Source organism: Bacillus sp. N3378-2at, from assembly GCF_033412715.1.
GTDB lineage: Bacteria > Bacillota > Bacilli > Bacillales > Bacillaceae > Bacillus > Bacillus subtilis.
Genome location: NZ_CP117986.1, coordinates 2932336 through 2951306, shown reverse-complemented (window position 1 = coordinate 2951306; position 18971 = coordinate 2932336). Strand labels below are relative to the sequence as shown.

At 41.2% G+C, this 18971-nt stretch carries 13 protein-coding genes and 2 pseudogenes; 3 read left to right on the top strand and 12 right to left on the bottom strand.

Annotated features, from left to right (window positions below; all coding sequences use genetic code 11):
• Positions 1–299: 299 nt before the first annotated feature.
• From PUN35_RS15860 to PUN35_RS15845, 4 genes are read right to left on the bottom strand one after another with little or no spacing between them, the layout of a single operon-like run.
• Entirely contained in the window at positions 300–626 is a 327-nt protein-coding gene (locus PUN35_RS15860; RefSeq protein WP_014481380.1) for an Imm8 family immunity protein, read from the bottom strand.
• 16 nt (positions 627–642) lie between these two features.
• Positions 643–2259, bottom strand: coding sequence for a ribonuclease YeeF family protein (locus PUN35_RS15855; RefSeq protein WP_031601143.1), 1617 nt, complete (start codon positions 2257–2259; stop codon positions 643–645).
• 19 nt (positions 2260–2278) lie between these two features.
• Complete coding sequence (locus PUN35_RS15850) at positions 2279–2548, bottom strand: YwqI/YxiC family protein (RefSeq protein ID WP_014481382.1); 270 nt, start codon at positions 2546–2548, stop codon at positions 2279–2281.
• A gap of 11 nt (positions 2549–2559) precedes the next feature.
• Entirely contained in the window at positions 2560–2925 is a 366-nt protein-coding gene (locus PUN35_RS15845; RefSeq protein WP_003218945.1) for a YwqH-like family protein, read from the bottom strand.
• Between the two features lie 308 nt (positions 2926–3233).
• On the opposite strand from PUN35_RS15845, the gene PUN35_RS15840 reads away from it, so the two are divergent.
• On the top strand, positions 3234–6368 hold the full coding sequence (locus tag PUN35_RS15840; protein WP_014481383.1) for a DUF3427 domain-containing protein: 3135 nt from the start codon (positions 3234–3236) through the stop codon (positions 6366–6368).
• Here the strand turns inward: PUN35_RS15840 and PUN35_RS15835 are convergent.
• From PUN35_RS15835 to abnB, 3 genes are all read right to left on the bottom strand, one after another.
• The gene (locus tag PUN35_RS15835) at positions 6357–6746 is read right to left on the bottom strand and encodes a (deoxy)nucleoside triphosphate pyrophosphohydrolase (RefSeq protein WP_014481384.1); all 390 of its coding nucleotides are present in this window, start codon (positions 6744–6746) and stop codon (positions 6357–6359) included. The two genes, PUN35_RS15840 and PUN35_RS15835, sit on opposite strands and share 12 nt — an antisense overlap.
• 208 nt (positions 6747–6954) lie before the next feature.
• Positions 6955–9705, bottom strand: a complete 2751-nt coding sequence (locus PUN35_RS15830; protein WP_033881899.1) for an AAA domain-containing protein — start codon at positions 9703–9705, stop codon at positions 6955–6957.
• 145 nt (positions 9706–9850) lie between these two features.
• On the bottom strand, positions 9851–11224 hold the full coding sequence (gene abnB, locus PUN35_RS15825; protein ID WP_014481386.1) for an arabinan endo-1,5-alpha-L-arabinosidase AbnB: 1374 nt from the start codon (positions 11222–11224) through the stop codon (positions 9851–9853).
• Positions 11225–11240: 16 nt separating this feature from the next.
• Here abnB and hutU point away from each other — a divergent pair.
• Both hutU and PUN35_RS15815 read left to right on the top strand, forming a co-directional pair.
• Positions 11241–12671 (top strand): annotated as a pseudogene (hutU, locus tag PUN35_RS15820) (urocanate hydratase); the annotation flags it as partial.
• Positions 12587–13618, top strand: a pseudogene (locus PUN35_RS15815) (amino acid permease); the annotation flags it as partial. The pseudogenes hutU and PUN35_RS15815, both read left to right, overlap by 85 nt.
• 42 nt (positions 13619–13660) lie before the next feature.
• On the opposite strand, the gene PUN35_RS15810 reads toward PUN35_RS15815, so the two are convergent.
• The 5 genes from PUN35_RS15810 to PUN35_RS15790 form a co-directional block, all read right to left on the bottom strand.
• Positions 13661–14962: a pyrimidine-nucleoside phosphorylase gene (locus tag PUN35_RS15810; RefSeq protein WP_003227132.1), complete on the bottom strand. Its 1302-nt coding sequence runs from the start codon at positions 14960–14962 to the stop codon at positions 13661–13663.
• Positions 14963–14990: 28 nt separating this feature from the next.
• Positions 14991–16172 carry a nucleoside permease NupC gene (gene nupC / locus PUN35_RS15805; RefSeq protein WP_003244143.1) on the bottom strand — a complete coding sequence of 394 codons (1182 nt, stop codon included), beginning with the start codon at positions 16170–16172 and terminating at the stop codon, positions 14991–14993.
• Positions 16173–16252: 80 nt separating this feature from the next.
• Positions 16253–16924 carry a deoxyribose-phosphate aldolase gene (gene deoC / locus PUN35_RS15800; RefSeq protein WP_014481389.1) on the bottom strand — a complete coding sequence of 224 codons (672 nt, stop codon included), beginning with the start codon at positions 16922–16924 and terminating at the stop codon, positions 16253–16255.
• Between the two features lie 105 nt (positions 16925–17029).
• Positions 17030–17971 carry a DNA-binding transcriptional repressor DeoR gene (gene deoR / locus PUN35_RS15795; protein WP_014481390.1) on the bottom strand — a complete coding sequence of 314 codons (942 nt, stop codon included), beginning with the start codon at positions 17969–17971 and terminating at the stop codon, positions 17030–17032.
• Between the two features lie 133 nt (positions 17972–18104).
• The gene (locus PUN35_RS15790; protein ID WP_017696094.1) at positions 18105–18932 is read right to left on the bottom strand and encodes a DUF1206 domain-containing protein; all 828 of its coding nucleotides are present in this window, start codon (positions 18930–18932) and stop codon (positions 18105–18107) included.
• Positions 18933–18971: the final 39 nt, after the last annotated feature.

The window sequence follows — 18971 nt, the reverse complement described above, 5'->3', positions numbered from 1 at the left end:
AGCTATAAAAGATTATTTTTATTAAAAAACCTTGAAAGGCACTTTGCCAATCAAGGTAAAACAGTTACCACTACACTTCTAAAGCTACTCACTAGGAAGCAAACCAGAGGGTCCTGAAAACCATTTAATTAAAATAGTTATGACGTGAGATTTTTATAACCAGGAATATCTTCTAACATGAAAAACCTCTAGTTGTTTATCATATAACATGTATATTAAATTCGAAATTGATTACAGTTCCGATATATTCATATTCTTTTAGTATAACTATAAGCGACTAGCCAACAACTCTTTTGGTGTTATCCTTGTAATTTAAAGTATTGAGCTAAATTATTCATATACTTATCATAGTCATCGTCTTTACATTTATTCATGATAGTCTCTACAGTAGAATTGACAGTTTTTATATTAAAATCTCTCATTATGAGATATCCATGACCTAATTCAATTTTTGTACTTTCAAGTATCTTATCCAATCTTTTAGGACTAATAATATTAAAAGTAAATAAATCAGAAGCACCTGGTATATCAGGCAATCCTACGTCAAGTTCAAATGAAACGTAGAAATCATCAGCATCCTCACCCCAATTTTCATAGTCTTTAGTTAAAGCTTTAATTTCTAACATAATTATATCCCACCTTTTAATCTAAAATATCAACATGTACATTTCTTAATTCCGTTTTTGATCCTACAACAGTAATTTCATTTTCAGTGAAGTTCGCTCTCCACATTTTTTCCTTTGGTTTATATTGCAATCTGAAAGCTCTCATTTTATCTACACTTTTGTACCCTAAAAAATTTCCTGCTTTATCATACATTTTTTCCGCTCCTTGACCAACCCAGCCTTTTCCTGCATCTAGTGCATTCTGACGTGTTGAGCTACCAAGAGTTGATAAACCTTTAGGGGAATTCTTTATTCCTATAACCGTTTGGGAAGAGCTTAAATTATCTACATATCCAGGATGCCACCACTTACTATTAACACTGCCTTTAGAAGGTTTCTTTTTTACGTCTCCCTTTATATCCTTCTCCACTACATGTTTAGCAACATCTGTGACAACACGCTTCCCGCCTCGGACCGCCAATTTTTTAACAGCACCCTGAGGGCTTACCCACTCAATAAATTCATACTGCGTTCCAGCCAAAAATGAATCCAGTGACTTAGCTCCGCCTACTTTATCCTCTGGTATGTAAGACACTTCTTCTAGCCGCTTTTTCCCTCCAGCATAGAATTCTCTTACGATCTGGCCGTTTTCATAAACATAATATTTGCCGCCGACATAGTCGATGCTTGCAGTATTGCGAGTTAGTTCGTCAATCACTTCTATCGTATCTATCTTTTTTAATCTTTTATTATTATATAGTTTATCATTTATCACCCGTATGTCTCCATAGACTTTCGGGTGAGCTGCTGCTTCTTTCTGTAATACAGTTACGTTACTGTCATCAGCATGAATCTCACGCTCGATCTTCTGTTGTTTGCCATCCTTCATCACGATATCAACGTTGGACTGCTTATGTTTCTCTATTTTCTTCAGCATCATCTCCATCGGTGAATCATCCGGCTGCTTCATTTGCGGGTTAATCGCGCCGAAGGTTTGGTTGATGTTTTCTTGTTCCTGTGATTTCAGGATGGAGCCGCTTTTGTAGCCCGTGATTTCAATTTTCGGGCCGGTGTACATGGTTTCGAGCTGATCAATGTATTTTTTCATCGTTTGAAAATCTGATTTTGCGGCTTCTAGTGCTTGGGTTTGCTGGCCGTCAAATTGAAAGAGCTTATTCAGGGTGTCTGAAATCAGTCGCTCAGCCTGTTCTGTTTCCATTCGGAAAAAGGTATCATTGACTGCCGGCAAGCTGACGATGTGGCCGATGGCTGATGTCTGGCGATTCACTGCGTCAGTGAGCTGCTCTGTCACTTCTCGTGCATGCTTGACCCCATGTCTCGCATCGTGTGAGAGAAAAGCCTCTGCAATCATGCCATGGGAGTCAGATTCTACAGAGGAAATCGCATGCTGTGTTTGTTTCAGTACTTTTTTGTATTCGTCGATAAACATGCCAAAGAAAAGGAGAAAAGGCTTGTGGCACTCCTCGTAAAAGGTCCGGATGGCATCTCCGCCTTTTCCTTTCAGCGCATCCTTCATGCCTGCCAGATGCTCAACGCTTTTTTCCAGCTTCTCCAGCTGTTGTTTTTGCTTGTCCAGTTTCTCAATCGTATGCTGAATGCCCTCGTGAAGAGCGTGGACATCTAATGTTTTCAATCCCTTGTCCTCCCGCGCTTTATTTCATGGAAGATGATATGTTTTCGTCCGTTTCCTTCATAGCGTTTACCGCGCTTTCCGTTTGTGCAATATGCTTGGCAAGAACGGACGCATATGCTTCAGTGAGCTCTTTGATGTCCTCATTTAATTGCTCGATGGACTTCACAACATTCAAATGGTTTCTGCCTGAGAGATGGCCGGGTAAGGAGGACTTGAGTTCAGCTGAATTCTTGAGCTGAGAAAGCCCTTGCTTCACTGTGCCATACACCATTTTAATTTCCTGTGCCATTTGTGCTCACCTCACTTTTTATGTTTTTCCTTCTCTATTTCATGCTCTATCCTCGTAATTTGGCGTCTTATGGAATAGACATCGCCCTCTAATGAGTGGATTTTTCCTTCTATGCTTTCGATGATTCCGCTGACTTGATCGCTTTTGATTTGCTGATATGCTTTGTTCATTCCTTCACGAATATCTTCAAACCGCTGAGCATGTGTTCCTCTCCATGCCTCCCGGTTAAGATGTGGCCGGTGAATGAGATGCTGGGCCTCAGAGAATTCGTGTTTGATTTGCCTGATTTCGTGCAGCACTCGTTTTAATTGATGGATCTGTTCCTGCTTTTCATGTAAGTCGGCTTTTACCGAATGTAACAACATTTCACTATGCATGCCGCAACACCTCGTGTTTCTATCAAACTGTGTAAATCCTTTACAATACAGACTATTTTCATATTACATGATGGGTCATATTGGATAAATAGGTAAAAGGATTTGTCTTACACAGAATATAAATAAGTATATTTATCTATTATCCTTTTCATTCGACTTTCTTGCGAATATAATCCTGCTTACACAGGACTTTAAGATCGGGTACAATCGTCCTCATTTGATCCGCGATGCCATTTACAAATATCTGTTACCTATAGTCAATAATAATGATAAAATTAGGATATCTATCTAAATATGGAGAGAGAAAAATGAAAAAAAACAGTGGTTTTCATGAAGAATTGCAAGAAAAGCACCAGCTTTATCCGGTTGAACATCGTTTTCAGCCTGTTTTACCGAAAGAATATCCAGAAATTTTAACTTTACATATAGCAAAACAATTTGGCGAAAAAATCAAAACGCTTGTTCATCACGGACAATATAATCAGGCGGTTGAATTAACCCAAAAAATATCTTCTGATCTTGGTAATGATACTGCCTTTACAATACCACTTTCTTCAGTTCTTTATCATGTAGGTGACCTGGATCTGCCTGTGTCAGAGCACTTTTCGTTATCACGGTTGAACCTACTCGGAAACTATAGAGCGGATGATAATTTTTTTAAAGCATTAAAGAATGAAATGTTAACTGCTGATCGTGTGGATTTTATGGTCAGTTTTACAAGATGGTCTGGCGTCCAACTTCTTATTCCACCATTACAAGAGCTTAATAAGCGTAATGTGCCAGTACGTATTATCACATCAACATATATGGGAATTACTGAACCTAAAGCCCTTAAACAGCTCATGCAATTTCAAAATGTCGACTTGAGAATTGTAAATGATTACAGTCAATCGTTTCATACAAAAGCTTACTTATTTGAACGTCTTTCAGGGCAACATAGTGTCATTATTGGATCATCAAATCTCTCGCAATCCGCTCTGACCACTGGGTATGAGCTAAATGCAAGAATACCAGATACAAAATATCTTCCAATTTTTCAACAAACAAAAGATGTCTTTAATAAAGTATGGGTCGAAAAAACACAACCGGTCGATGACCAGTTCTTAAAAGCTTATGAAGAATTTCAAGCAGCTAATCACAAAATGAGCGCGTCTCTCGTCTCTCAAAACTCTCTTTACCAAACAAAAATACAACCTAATGCCATGCAAGAAATAGCGCTTAAAAACCTCAAGAAAACGAGAGAACAAGGTGAGGAAAGGGCTGTTATTATCGCTGCAACTGGTACAGGGAAAACATATCTTGCAGCATTTGATTTTTCCGAATATCAACCAAAAAAATATCTTTTTATTGCTCATCGTGAGGAGTTACTAACTAAAGCCATTGAAACATTTGAAAAAGTCACAAATGACCATGATAACTTTGGATTATTAACTGGATCGAAAAAAGAATGGAATAAAAGGTTTTTATTTAGCACAGTTCAAACCTTGTATAAAGAAGAAACATTAAAACGGTTTGCACCAGATGAATTTGATTACATTGTCATTGATGAATTTCATCATGCAGAAGCCTCTACCTATCAATCAGTGTTGAATTACTTTAAACCTGGATTCTTATTAGGTTTAACTGCAACTCCAGAACGTTTAGACGGTAAAGATGTACTTGAAATCTGCAATCATAATGTTGTCTATGAAATCCGCCTTCGAGATGCGTTAGAAGCTGAATTGCTTGCCCCATTTCATTATTTTGGTATTCCGGACCATACTGTTGATTACGATAAAGTGAAAATAACAAACGGGGTCTACGATGAACGTTCATTGGTTAATCATTTGAAAAATCATGAGCGGGTCGATTATGTAATAAAGATGATAAATATGTACGGTTTCGACGGAGAAAGAATGTGTGGGTTGGGCTTCTGTACTAACGTTGAACATGCCCAATATATGAGCCAAGAATTTAATCAATTAGGATTACATACAACTTATTTAACAGGGCAAGATTCCTCAGCACAACGTCAGAAAGTGATTAGAGAACTTGAAGATCCGCATCATAGTTTAGAACTGATTTTTACAGTAGATATTTTTAATGAAGGCATTGATATACCAAAATTAAACTTACTGCTTTTTTTGAGACCGACTGAATCACCAACCATATTTATTCAACAGTTAGGAAGAGGATTAAGAAAGACTGATGATAAAGAGTTTGTAACGGTACTTGATTTTATAGGAAACTATCAAAAATCGTTTGTTATACCGCTAGCCCTTTCCGGACAAACTAGCCAAAAATCCTTTGATAAAGATTCATTACGAGTTGCGGTTACCCATGAGTTTGCAGACTTACCAGGTGGATCTTATGTAGATCTTGCATCTGTAACGAAGAAAGAGATTTTACACAAAATTGATAGTATTAAATTAAATTCAGCTGCCATGCTAAAAACATTATATTATCAATTTAAACGAGATATTGGGCGTTCTCCAGAGCTACTTGATTTTCTTTATTCAGATCAAGCTCCAGGTCTTACCTTTTTTATAAAAAAATATAAGTCTTGGGTCGAAACGAAAAGAAAAATGGATGACCTTCATTCTTTAGATAAAGAAGTATTAAATGATTCGCTAGTTTTAAGAATGGTATCCTGGTTAGAGCAACAGTTTCCGATTAAGTGGCCCTATGATTTATTATTGTTACAATGTGGATTTAATACACAGAGAATCACTGTAGAGGATGTTAAAAAGTCTTTAGAAGATACATTTCATTTAAAAATCAAAAATACTAATATACACGACAACTTGATTAAACGATCTATGGAGCGTTTATCCACACCACATAAGAAACAACAATGGAGTTTTGGTACAGTGGAGGAAAATACGTTCATACTACAATTAAATATTTTTGAACGTTTATGCCATCCTCGGTTTGGTCCTTATATTAAGGAGCGTATCCAGTATGGTTTAACCGAATTTAGACGCATGAATAATTTAGAAGCACTTTTATCTAGTGAACTACAACTCACCTTGTATCAAACATATACTAGAAATGAACTCATACATTTATTTCAATCAACTGATCAAGAGGGAACGTGGCGAGAAGGTGTAAGGAGAGTTAACAATAACTACTTAATTTTTATTACATTAAATAAATCTAAAAAAGTTGAGGACCATTTGTTATATAAAGATTACTTTATAGATCCCCATCATTTTCACTGGCAAAGTCAAAATCAAACATCACATGATTCTCCTGTAGGTCAGAATTTTATTAACCATAGACAAAAAGAATATAAAATACATCTTTTCGTGCGTAAATTTAGCGAAATGCATGACATCACCTTACCTTTTATTTATCTAGGTAAAGTTGATTACGTATCAAGCAATGGGGACAAACCTATGAATGTAATATGGAAGCTCCATCAGCCTGTCCCAGAAAACTTGTATGTTGATTTAATTAACTAGTGCATTTACGGTTGGAAGATCAGCAGGTGCCCATTCAAGTGACTCAAGTTCACTCACGGGCACCCATCTGAGTTCCGCATGTTCTTTGGCAACAGGTTCATCCTCTACAATTTTCGCTTGAATAGAAATCAAATTAACAATGACTTTTTCATATTCGTGATGAATGTCAGCAATTATTTCACCTGCTTCAATTTTACAACCAAGCTCCTCATGAATTTCTCTTACAAGAGCTTCTCGTGCATTCTCACCCTCTTCAAGTTTCCCTCCTGGGAATTCCCATAGATTGGCCAAAGACATGATTGGCGAACGAAGTGCACATAATATCATATCTTTATCGTTTTTAATCACTGCTGCAGCTACTTTGATTGTTTTTTTCACTTTATTTCTTCCTTCCTTGCATTTCTTCTTAAATTCAACGCTATATTTAATATTACATAGTGATCTGACCTTGCACTTTTAGTAAAACTTTATCATACTGAAAAGATTCTATGACAAACAACATAACTTTTTTTGACTATATAGAGTTATTATCACCCACTAAAAAACTACTTAAGTAAAATAACTTATTCTAATGGTAGAGTTTTAATCATAACTTATTTGTTCCTAAAATAGAATTTAGCAGTCCCTTTATTTTTTCTGCCTCGCCACTCTCATTTGTCCTTAATCTAATAAAAGGTATCCCTGATTTCCTCAGAATAGAATCTTTTAATTCATCCCTTCTTTTCTGGTCATTTGAATAATGATAAGCAGTACCGTCTACCTCTATTACTCCAGCAGGTGCATTCCCCATTTTGTAATAAAGCATAAAATCAAATCGAGCTACTGTTTTAACAAACTTTTGCTCCTCTTCATTTAAATGAGAGGTGTCATTAAATAAATCCTTTAAACGATACTCCCTTCTAAACTCAATTTTTTTATAGGTCTCTTCTTTAAGAATATCTCTGAGCAAACTAGCAATAATCCTTTCAGATTTATACTTTGAGTCACTCTCTCGTAGTTTATTTTCTCGTTGCATTAAAACTTCGGAGAATTCTTTATATAGTAAATCGAACACAGAAATGACCTGACTTTCATGATATAAACTAGCTTCCGTATAATATTCCATATAACGTATTAACTCGGAGATTTCTTTGTTACTTCTCTTGAAAATATCGACAGCAGATACTAAAACAAAACGTTTTTTTGCTCTCGATATAGCGACATTAATTAAAGTAGCACTATCAACAAATTCAATATCCTTTTTACCGCCCTTATCATCAAGTACTGTGGAGAAAATAATTCCATCACATTCTCTTCCCTGAAACTTATGTACAGTATCTTTAATAATTTCTTCTCTCATATAACGATTAGCAGCTTTTATCTGGGCTCTATAAGGAGCAATGAATCCAATATCATCAAAATCACGTGGGAAAACCTTATCTCTAATCGTTGCCTCTTCAAGAGAATCTAATTCACGAACATTGTGTCGTCCGCCTTGGAATCTCATATGATTTCCTTTAACGGTTTTTATTAAAATAATTGAAAAATCGTCTTCTTCATCATATTTAGTCAAAGGAATGAGGTTGCCATCATAATATTGTTCATTACAAAACTTGATGATCATAGGATGGCAACGATAGTGCTCCTTTAATAAAGTAACAGGAATTTTATTCTCGTATACTTTTAAAACAGAATGCAGTAGGCTATTTTCTACATAATCAAAGCAAGGTTCGATTCCCATTTCTCCCTTTGATATGTTCTTATCTGGAATGTGAGGTAGTTGTTTTGTATCTCCAACAATAATTACATTTTTAGCACAGCCTAGAGCAAGGATACCTGGCATCAATTCTAACTGTGAGGCTTCATCAATAATTAAGTAATCAAATAAGAAACCATCTGGAATTGATTTCATTAAAGAGAATGCAGTACTCAGAATAATAGGATATCGATTTATAAATCGATCAAACTGCTTTGCATCTTTATATTTCTTGTACTCAAAATTCTCTTTCTTAACCGTTTTTTGCTTATTATGTATATAATTTTTGAAAATTAATGTAGAGTAATTTTCAATTCGATTACTTAGCTCATCAAAATTTTTGGCATGTAGCATTTGATTTATTTTATTTAACTCAGAATTTAATTCAGTTAGTTTTTGCTTATAGAATTGATATTGGAGTTGAGAAAGCATTTTCTCTTTATTTAGACTGTCTCCTATTTGTTTGAAATCATATAACCCATAGTAGAAAAGATATTTGGTTTTCTTAAAGAAGTTCATTCGATTTTGTTTGTTCAGTGCTTCGTCAGCCATAAAATTTAAAATCTTATAATTATTAAACTTATAAAAAGGTAAAAGTTTTGGTTTCATGGTTTCTAATGACTCAAAATGTTGTTTATAATATTTTTCCTCCGTCTCTAGGTCTTTTATTTGCTGTTTTATCACTGCTTGTCGGTTTTGTAACTTTAATAGTTCTTTAATAGATTCTACATCACTTAAGACGCTTTTCAGTAACTCTGATTCTCTCTCATTCTCAACCTTCCATTCGGCTATATTTTGAGGGAGTTCCGGAAGTTGCTCAAAGAATTTTTTTTGATTATCTTGGCTACCTAATGATGCAAGAAGAAAATCGTAGCCTGCTTTCTCCATTTTTTCTCTTACATTGGCGACAGCAGAATTATTACTTGAGACAATTGCAGCATTTTTTCCCTTCATCATTATATTAGTGATCAAATTTAAAATAGTTTGTGTTTTTCCTGTACCAGGAGGACCTTCAATTACACTTATTTGAGAAGAAAAAGCAGACTGAACTGCCTGAATCTGACTTAGGTTTAAACCAAAAGGAAAAAGGAGTGTCTCTGAATCCTTATACGATCGATTTTCTTTTGAAAAATAAGCATAGAGAGCACTTTCTATTCTTAACGGCATACGCTGAATTTCACCTTCCAAAATAGGTGGGATATCATTTTTTGTTTTATCTTTAACGGCCGCTACATGTCTAAAATAATCCAAAAGTTGTTTAAACTTTGCATTACCTAAAGTAATCTTTTCAATATCTTTTTCTTTATAAATATATTTCTGATCATTTCCACTAAAAATCAAAACAGCATACTTATCTCCATATATTTTAACGCTTTCTATATTTGCTTTTACATTTCCCTTTAGAACTAGTCGTTCTTGCTTGTTAATGACCAATTCTCGAACAGGGGTAATTATACACCTATCTAATTCTTCACTAATCTTCATTCCACTGTTCAATGTAATATGAACAGTTATTTTAGCATTATCACGTTTAGATAATCGCCATTCTTTAATTTGATCAGAATATGTTGTATTACCTACCTCAATGCTTACACCAGTCAAATTATTCCCTCCAAAATAACTTTTATCAAAATTGTTATTTTTTGTTATAGTATACAAAATTAATAAGGTGTTTTCAAAATACCTGATATGAAGTAAGTAAGAAAAGAACCTTTTCTTTTCCAAGAAAAGGTTCTTAAATATAATTTTATCTTTTAAGCTTACTACCCCAAACAGCCTCACCGCTGCCATTCAACACACTAAACGTCATGACGTTCTTCTCTCTCACCGAATCCCACTGGCGTAAAAATACCCCGTTATACGTCTTGCCCGCTAACGTGATGTCGGCTGTGTTTTTTCCGGTTTTCTGCCATGTTCCGGTCATTTCCCCGGAAATGGTGTGGTTTTTGTTGAGCTGGATGTTGATGGTTTTTTTGATGTCGGCTGAGATGTCTTTTCCGTGCTGGATGAGTTTGTATGTTCCTGTGATGTCTTTTTGTTTTACTTCTTTCAGTGTTTCACCTGCGTAACGATATGGCGCTGCTACCGGCCAGCCGTCTTTATTCATGAACAATTGGTGGACTCTGACTTCGTGTTCCTCACCCCTGCCCGGGAAGCGGGTGTGGAAGATTAAATAGGAACGCCCGGTTTTTTCGTCATAGTATGCGGAGTTGTGGCCTGGTGAGACGTACCCGGTGCCTTTTTCATTTTCTGTTTCAAAAGTGTAGCTGCCCATGAGTTTGACGCCGTATGATTCGATGGAACGGTCGTCGAAGAATGTGCCTTCTTTGCCGCGGACATCAAGCATTGGATTGCCTTCTGCATCATAATAAGGGCCGTCTGGTTTCTTGGAGCGGGCCACACGGATGTTATAGCCGCCTGTTGCATCAAGACCGCCATATGATAGGTATAAGTAGTAGTATTGGGTGTCTGGATTGTAGAGAACATACGGGCCTTCGATTCTGCTATGGTTGCCGCCAAGCAGTTTTTTCCCGTATCCCTGTCCAGGAAGCGGGAAGCCCGTTTTCGGATTCATTTCAAGTATGAAAATGCCGCCTGAGTATGATCCATACACCATCCACAGCTTGCCGTCTTTATCAAAGAAGGTATGCGGGTCGACGACATTCGGATGTTTTGTTGCGTCATACGGTGTTCCATCGTTGCTTGTGCCTTCCATTCCTGATTTCAAAAAGATGCCTTTGTTTTTGTATGGCCCTTCGATGTTGTCAGCGACGGCAACACCCATGGCGGACCTAGGCGAGTCGCCGCGGCAGGCGTTGTAGTACATGTAGTATTTGCCGTCCGCCAGCTGCGTGACGTCAGCCGCCCAAAGAGTATCGGATTGCGCCCATTCGAAGGTTTCTTTTAATTCTTTATAGACATTCGGGATAAGTGGGTTGTCGTTGCTTACGCTGTTGGTCAGCTGCTGCCATTGCATGAGGTCATTTGTTTTTGCGGAAGCGAGATGAGATCCAAAAACATAAAAGGTGCCGTTTGTTTCAATGATGGAAGGGTCATGGACGCTGACTTCTTTAAATATAGGTTTTTGTGCATAGACGTAGTTTGGGAGGGTGAAGGCCATGATAAGAGCTGCAAGAAACCCGCAGGCCCCGCGCGTGCTCCTAGCAAATTCTGTTCTTGTTCCGAAGTGGGCAGACTGGGAGCATTTCCACGAACTTGAGAAAAAAGGGTTAATGATGTACGGACAGATGACGGCTGGCAGCTGGATTTACATTGGCTCACAAGGCATATTGCAAGGAACCTATGAAACCTTCGCTGAGCTGGCGCGACAGCACTTTGGGGGCAGCTTAAAAGGAACGTTGACGCTGACAGCGGGTCTCGGCGGAATGGGAGGCGCACAGCCGCTGTCTGTCAGTATGAATGAAGGCGTCGTTATTGCCGTCGAGGTTGACGAGAAACGCATCGACAAGCGGATCGAAACAAAATACTGCGATCGAAAAACAGCATCGATTGAGGAAGCCTTAGCTTGGGCTGAAGAGGCAAAGCTGGCAGGAAAACCTTTGTCCATTGCGCTTCTCGGAAACGCGGCTGAGGTGCATCACACACTTTTGAACCGAGGCGTCAACATTGATATTGTGACAGATCAGACATCTGCCCATGACCCTTTAATCGGTTATGTTCCCGAAGGCTACTCCCTTGATGAAGCTGACCGTTTGCGTCAAGACAATCCAGAGCTTTACGTGCGCCTTGCGAAGCAAAGCATGAAAAAACATGTCGAAGCCATGCTGGCCTTTCAGCAAAAGGGCTCTATTGTATTTGACTACGGCAACAATATCCGGCAAGTCGCAAAGGATGAAGGGCTGGAGAATGCCTTCGATTTTCCGGGTTTTGTCCCTGCCTACATCCGCCCCTTATTCTGTGAAGGAAAAGGGCCGTTCCGTTGGGCGGCGCTTTCCGGAGATCCGGCAGATATTTACCGTACGGATGCGTTATTAAAAGAGCTGTTCCCAACAAATAAAGCCCTTCACCGCTGGATTGATATGGTACAGGAAAAAGTCACCTTCCAAGGCTTGCCGTCCCGTATTTGCTGGCTTGGATATGGAGAACGAAAAAAGATGGGCCTCGCCATTAACGAGCTGGTTAGAAGCGGGGAGCTAAAAGCGCCTGTCGTTATTGGGAGAGATCATTTGGACTGCGGGTCTGTCGCCTCTCTAAACCGGGAGACAGAAGCGATGAAGGACGGAAGTGACGCTGTTGGTGACTGGGATGTGCTAAATGCGCTTGTCAACACGGCGGCGGGTGCAAGCTGGGTTTCCTTCCACCATGGCGGCGGTGTCGGAATGGGCTATTCCCTGCATGCCGGCATGGTTGCAGTGGCCGATGGAAGTGAGCTGGCTGACGAGCGGCTCGCGCGGGTCTTAACGAGCGACCCGGGAATGGGCATTATCCGTCATGCGGATGCGGGTTATGAACGTGCCGTTGTGCGATTTTTGCAGCCCTTCTTTTTATATGCAACGCATTTTCAGTTAAGTTATTTGCAGAAACTGAATTTTGGTTTTCCAGCGTAAAGATTGTCACCATTATTTTATTTATCATTTTAGGAGGAGCCGCCATGTTTGGCCTGATCTCTTTAAACGGAACGGCGGATGCTCCTATGCTGTCAAACTTCACGGACCACGGCGGGCTGTTTCCGAATGGCTTTCTCGCCGTTTTTATCGCGATGATATCTGTGAGTTTCGCCTTTTCTGGTACAGAGTTAATCGGCGTTACAGCAGGAGAATCAGCAAATCCTCAAAAGGATATACCGCGATCCATCCGTAATGTCGCATGGAGAACCGTTATTTTTTTCATTGGCGCTGTCTTCATATTATCCGGGTTGATTTCGTGGAAGGACGCAGGCGTGATTGAAAGCCCGTTTGTAGCCGTATTTGCGGAGATCGGAATCCCTTACGCTGCTGATATTATGAATTTCGTGATATTAACAGCCTTGCTGTCTGTCGCCAACTCAGGCTTATATGCTTCGACCCGTATGATGTGGTCGTTAGCAAATGAAAACATGATCAGTTCCCGTTTTAAGAAAGTGACCTCTAAAGGCATTCCTTTAAATGCCTTAATGATCAGTATGGCTGTATCTTGTTTATCTCTCGTTTCCAGTATCGTGGCCCCTGGAACTGTCTATGTGGTGATGGTCGCAATTGCTGGATTTGCAGGAGTCGTGGTCTGGATGAGCATTGCCTTGTCCCAGCTCTTGTTTCGAAAGAGATTTCTGAAAAAAGGGGGGAATGTAAAAGATCTGACATTTCGCACGCCGCTTTATCCTCTTATGCCTATAGCCGCTCTCTTATTATGTTCTGCTTCTTGTATCGGTCTTGCTTTTGATCCCAATCAAAGAATCGCACTTTTCTGCGGAGTTCCTTGTATCATCCTTTGCTATCTCATCTACCATTTCAAAAGAAATGTTACAAAAGCGAAAAAAATCAGCCAAGAGGAATATCCGGCCGATCACATCCTATAATTAAAAAAGCACACCCCACTCAGCATGGGATGTGCTTTTTTTTTATTCTGTAATTAACGTATGAATCAGCTTCGGCGCCTTCGCTTCCGCGGCGATGCGGATGTTGTCATAGACTTTTGCGATGACTTCATCAACGTTTTCGCGGTTGGCGTAAAGCGTCACGAGCGGTTCGCCTTTTTCTACTTTGTCGCCGACCTTTTTGCGGAGCATGATGCCGACGGCTAAATCGATCTCATCTTCTTTTGTGGCGCGGCCGGCACCTAACAGCATCGCCGCGACACCGATTTCATCCGCAACGATTTCAGAGACGACACCCGCTTCTTTGGCAGGCACATCAATTTGATATGCGGCTTGCGGAAGCTTAGACGGATCGTCAACAATCGAGCTGTCGCCGCCTTGGTTTTTCAGGAAATCCTTGAATTTCTCAAGTGCCTTGCCGTTTTTCATGACTTCTTCCAGCTTCGCTCTCGCTTCGTCCAATGTATCGGCTTTTTTCGCAAGCACAACCATCTGGCTGCCGAGCGTTAAGACAAGTTCATGAAGATCCTCAGGTCCCTCGCCTTTGAGTGTGTCGATCGCTTCTTTGACTTCAAGCGCATTTCCGATCGCAAAGCCGAGCGGCTGGGACATGTCTGAAATGACAGCCATTGTTTGACGGCCGACGTTATTTCCGATGCGTACCATCGCTTTGGCAAGTTCAGCTGCGTCTTCTTCTGTTTTCATGAAGGCGCCCGCTCCCGTTTTTACGTCAAGCACGATGGCGTCCGCCCCGGCAGCGATTTTTTTGCTCATAATCGAGCTTGCAATGAGCGGAATGGAATTGACCGTTCCCGTTACATCACGAAGCGCGTACAGTTTTTTATCAGCCGGCGTTAAATTGCCGCTTTGGCCGATGACCGCAACCTTGTCGCGGTTCACAAGTTTAATAAATTCATCCTTCGTCAGTTCCACGTGGAAGCCGTCGATTGCCTCTAACTTATCAATCGTGCCGCCCGTATGGCCGAGGCCGCGGCCGGACATTTTGGCAACCGGCACATCAAGAGCCGCAACAAGCGGGGCGAGAACGAGCGTTGTCGTGTCGCCGACGCCGCCGGTGGAGTGTTTATCCACTTTAATTCCTTCAATGGCAGAAAGATCAATCGTTTCACCGGAGTTCACCATAGCCATCGTCAAGTCCGCGCGTTCACGGTCACTCATATCCTGGAAGAAAATCGCCATAGCAAGCGCGCTTGCCTGATAATCAGGAATGCTTCCGTCTGTGTAGCCGTTCACGAAAAATTGAATTTCTTCAGTGGTGAGTTCTTTTCCGTTTTGTTTTTTGATGATGATATCTACCATTCTCATGTTTGGTCACCGATCCTTTTCGTTAAGTTCAGTAAATCAAGCCCACAATTGCTGCTGATAAAAAGCTGACAAGCGTAGCACCGTATAATAATTTCAAGCCGAAACGAGCGACGACATTTCCTTGCTTTTCATTCAGTCCTTTTACGGCACCGGCAATGATTCCGATTGAGGAGAAGTTCGCAAAGGACACAAGGAATACCGATACGATCGCTGTTGTACGGCCGCTGAAATGGAAACCGTTTTGCGTAAGCGACGTCATGGCGACAAATTCATTCGATACCATTTTTGTTGCCATAATGCTTCCCGCATTAACAGCTTCATTCCATGGGATACCCACAAGAAAAGCGAATGGAGCAAACACATATCCAAGAATGCCTTGGAACGAAATACCGAATACTGCATTAAAAATGCCATTGATCAAGGCAATAATCGCGACAAATCCAATCAGCATCGCAGCGACGACAACCGCTACTTTGAAACCGTCAAGAATGTATTCTCCGAGCACTTCGAAGAAGGATTGTTTTTCTTCTTCCTCAACACGAAGCATATCCTCTTCTTTTGCAACCTCGTACGGATTGATAATAGAAGCGATAATGAAACCGCCAAATAAGTTCAAAACAAGCGCTGTTACAACATATTCCGGTTTCAGCATTGTCATATACGCGCCGACAATCGACATTGATACAGTTGACATCGCAGATGCGCAAAGCGTGTACAAGCGCTGCTGATTTAAAAGACCGAGTTCTTTCTTCAAGGAGATAAATACTTCTGACTGCCCTAAAATCGCAGAAGCCACTGCGTTATACGATTCCAATCTTCCCATACCGTTTACCTTGCTGAGGGCAAGGCCGATATATCTAATGATAAACGGGAGGACTTTCCACTTTTGCAGAATCCCGATCAGAGCGGAAATAAACACGATTGGCAAGAGAACATTCATAAAGAATGTCGTTTGGTCCGCATTCACCAAGCCGCCAAACACAAAGTTAATTCCCTCTGCCGCGTATTCAAGCAGGTAACCGAAACCTTTTGCAAATCCTCCTACGAGGAAATTCCCTATCCCGGTATTGAGGAGAATGTAGCCAAGAATAAATTGCAAAATGAGCATAACAACAATTGGGCGGATCTTAATTCTTTTTTTGCCGCTGCTCGCGATCCACGCGAGGCCTAAAAACACGATTAAACCGATAATCCCAATCAAATACTTCATATGTGTTTCTCCTTTATTTGTATTCGCTTACAATCACTGTTTCCTCAGAGAACGGAAAGCAGTCTGCCTTCCGTCAGCTCTTAATAGTTGTCTCCGCCTGATGCATTTTCTCCTTTTACGATAGAAACGCCTGCGCTGGCGCCAATTCGGCTTGCACCAGCCTCAACCATTGTGTCTACATCTTCTTTCGTTCTGATTCCGCCAGATGCTTTCACGCCGATATCAGGTCCTACTGTTTTGCGCATTAAGGCGATATCTTCCTTCGTTGCGCCGCCTGTAGAAAAGCCTGTTGATGTTTTTACGAAATCCGCTCCCGCAGACACCGCTAAACGGCATGCACGTTCTTTTTCTTCATCAGTCAGAAGGCACGTTTCGATAATGACTTTGACAAGCGCTTTTCCGGCTGCAGCTTCCACTACACCGCGGATATCAGCTTCCACCACATCGTCTTCCTTGTCTTTTAAAGCGGCAATATTAATGACCATATCCACTTCAGTGGCGCCTTTTGAAATCGCGTCTTTTGTTTCGAACGCTTTTGTTTCAGTTGTATTGGCACCGAGCGGGAAGCCGATGACCGTACAAACGTCGACTCCAGTTCCCTTAAGCTCTTTTGCAGCAAGCTCCACCCATGTCGGATTGACACATACTGAAGCAAATTTGTATGTTTTCGCTTCTTCAATTAGTTTTAGAATGTCCGCTTTTTGTGTATGCGGTTTCAAAGCTGTATGATCAATTATGTTGGCTAATGACATCCTTCGCACACTTCCTTTTTTGTTAAGATATTTTTTAGCATAACCGACTTTTGAACATATGTAAATCGGTAATTGAAATTTTGTTCAACGAAAGGTTTGAACGTGTCACAAATCATTAACAAGCGCCCTCGCGGTATGCTGGTCAATGATTAAAACGTTGGCATATTTTCCGGTTAATGCTCCGTGAATGGAAGATACTTTTCTGCTTCCGCCGGCAACTAAAATGGAGCGTTCCTTCAGTCTGAGGTCTTCAAGCTCAACACCGATGGTCCGGTCATTGATGGCGCTGCTGCAAATATTCCCTTTCGCATCAAAAAAGCGTGAACAAATATCACCCACGGCCTGTTTTTTCAGCAGGGCTTTCTCTTCTTCGTTAAAATATCCGAGCCGGAACAGCAGCGCTTCGTCACGAACGGTCCCCACCGTGAAGAGAGCGATATTCGCCTGCTTTCCCATCTCGATGATCCGCTCAATATGACGGTCTTTCTCCACCATTCGCTTCACATCCGCATTATCAAACACGACGGGAAGCGGGAGATAGCGCGGCATCGTTTGAAAAGCCTCCGCAAACAGCTGAATCGTTTCAGCCGAATACGTGCTTACCCGGGAATGGCTGATGCCGCCTTTCAGTTGGACGACCTCGACGCCTTTTACTTGCTTCGGCTGCATGTTTTGCGCGATTTGATACATGGTAGTTCCCCAGCTGACGCCGACAATGTCGCCGTCTTTTACCGTTTCATGCATATATTCTGCACCATAGCGGCTTAGGTCATGTGTAATTCCTGCATAATCGGGTGTCGGGGAAAACACAACATGCGCCTCAAGGAGCCCGTATTTCTCTTCAAGTATGGAACCGAGCGCATCCAAATCCTCAAAAGGGTCCATGACGCGAATCTGGACATACCCTTTTTCCTTTGCATATTGCAGCAGCCGGGAAACGGTTGGCCTTGAAATGTTGAGCTGCTCAGCAATTTGCTGCTGACTGTAGTCAGACTGATAGTAAAGCCTTGCCGCTTCTATGCTTAATTGTTGTTTTTCCCGATCCATTCCGCACCTCCCTGTGGATCAGTCCTGATAAAACTGCTTTTGATTTGCTTTTATTATACAGGCTGGCGCCGGCTTTCATCCACCTGATTTCTAAGAAACTGAAAAACGCTCTGGGCGCGGACCTGCCCAGAGCTTACTTCTCCCAGGTCATATGCTGATAAATGCCTTTCATAATGGCGTACATTCCATATAGGATCAGGCCTAATGCCAACATAGACAGAATCAATTTGCCATGCGGCTGCTGCGCGAGTTCGGCGAGCGCGCCGTCAAAGCCTCTTGTGTCGTCGGGATCAGCGGTCATGGCTGTCTTGATGAGAAAATAGCCGATAGCCGAGAAAATAATGGCCCGGGCGATATTGCCTGCGCGTCCGGTGTTTTTCGTGATGCATATCATCTGTTTGTTCATTTTTGACGTGTCGAATTCTTTCATAAAAGCAGCCCGAATGCCTTTCACAAACTGAACAATCGCAAATACGATAAAACCCGCACCCGTAAGCCCTGTGAGCCATTGGCCGAACGGCTGCGCCAATACATAAGCGGACCACGTCTGTTCTGAAGTGCCGCCGTCCCCTTGGCCAAACACAAACCGCAAGGCATTCCAAGCGATGGATGTGTAAACGGCGGCACTGAAAAAGTTTCCTATTCTCCGTGACAGGCCTCGCCTGCTGTTTCCGTGCCCCTCCGTGTCCTTGATCGCGCTTAACACCGTCCAGATCACATAGCCGATAACGCCGATGCCTATTAAAAAAAGCAATAGTGACCCATACGGCATGCGTGATAGCGTTTGGAGAGCTCCGCTCGAATCTTTCGCGCGGCCTGCCCCGGCAGCCGTCATAAAGGCCAAAACCCCAAGCAGAATAAAAACGCCGCCGAATGCAAAATAACCAAGCCTCCCGAATCGCTTGATCCAAGGCTTGGTTTCCTGTTTTATTTTTGACATGTACCGGTCTTTCACCGCCATGTGTCCAACCCTCTTTCACAGAAATCTTTACTGTAACAT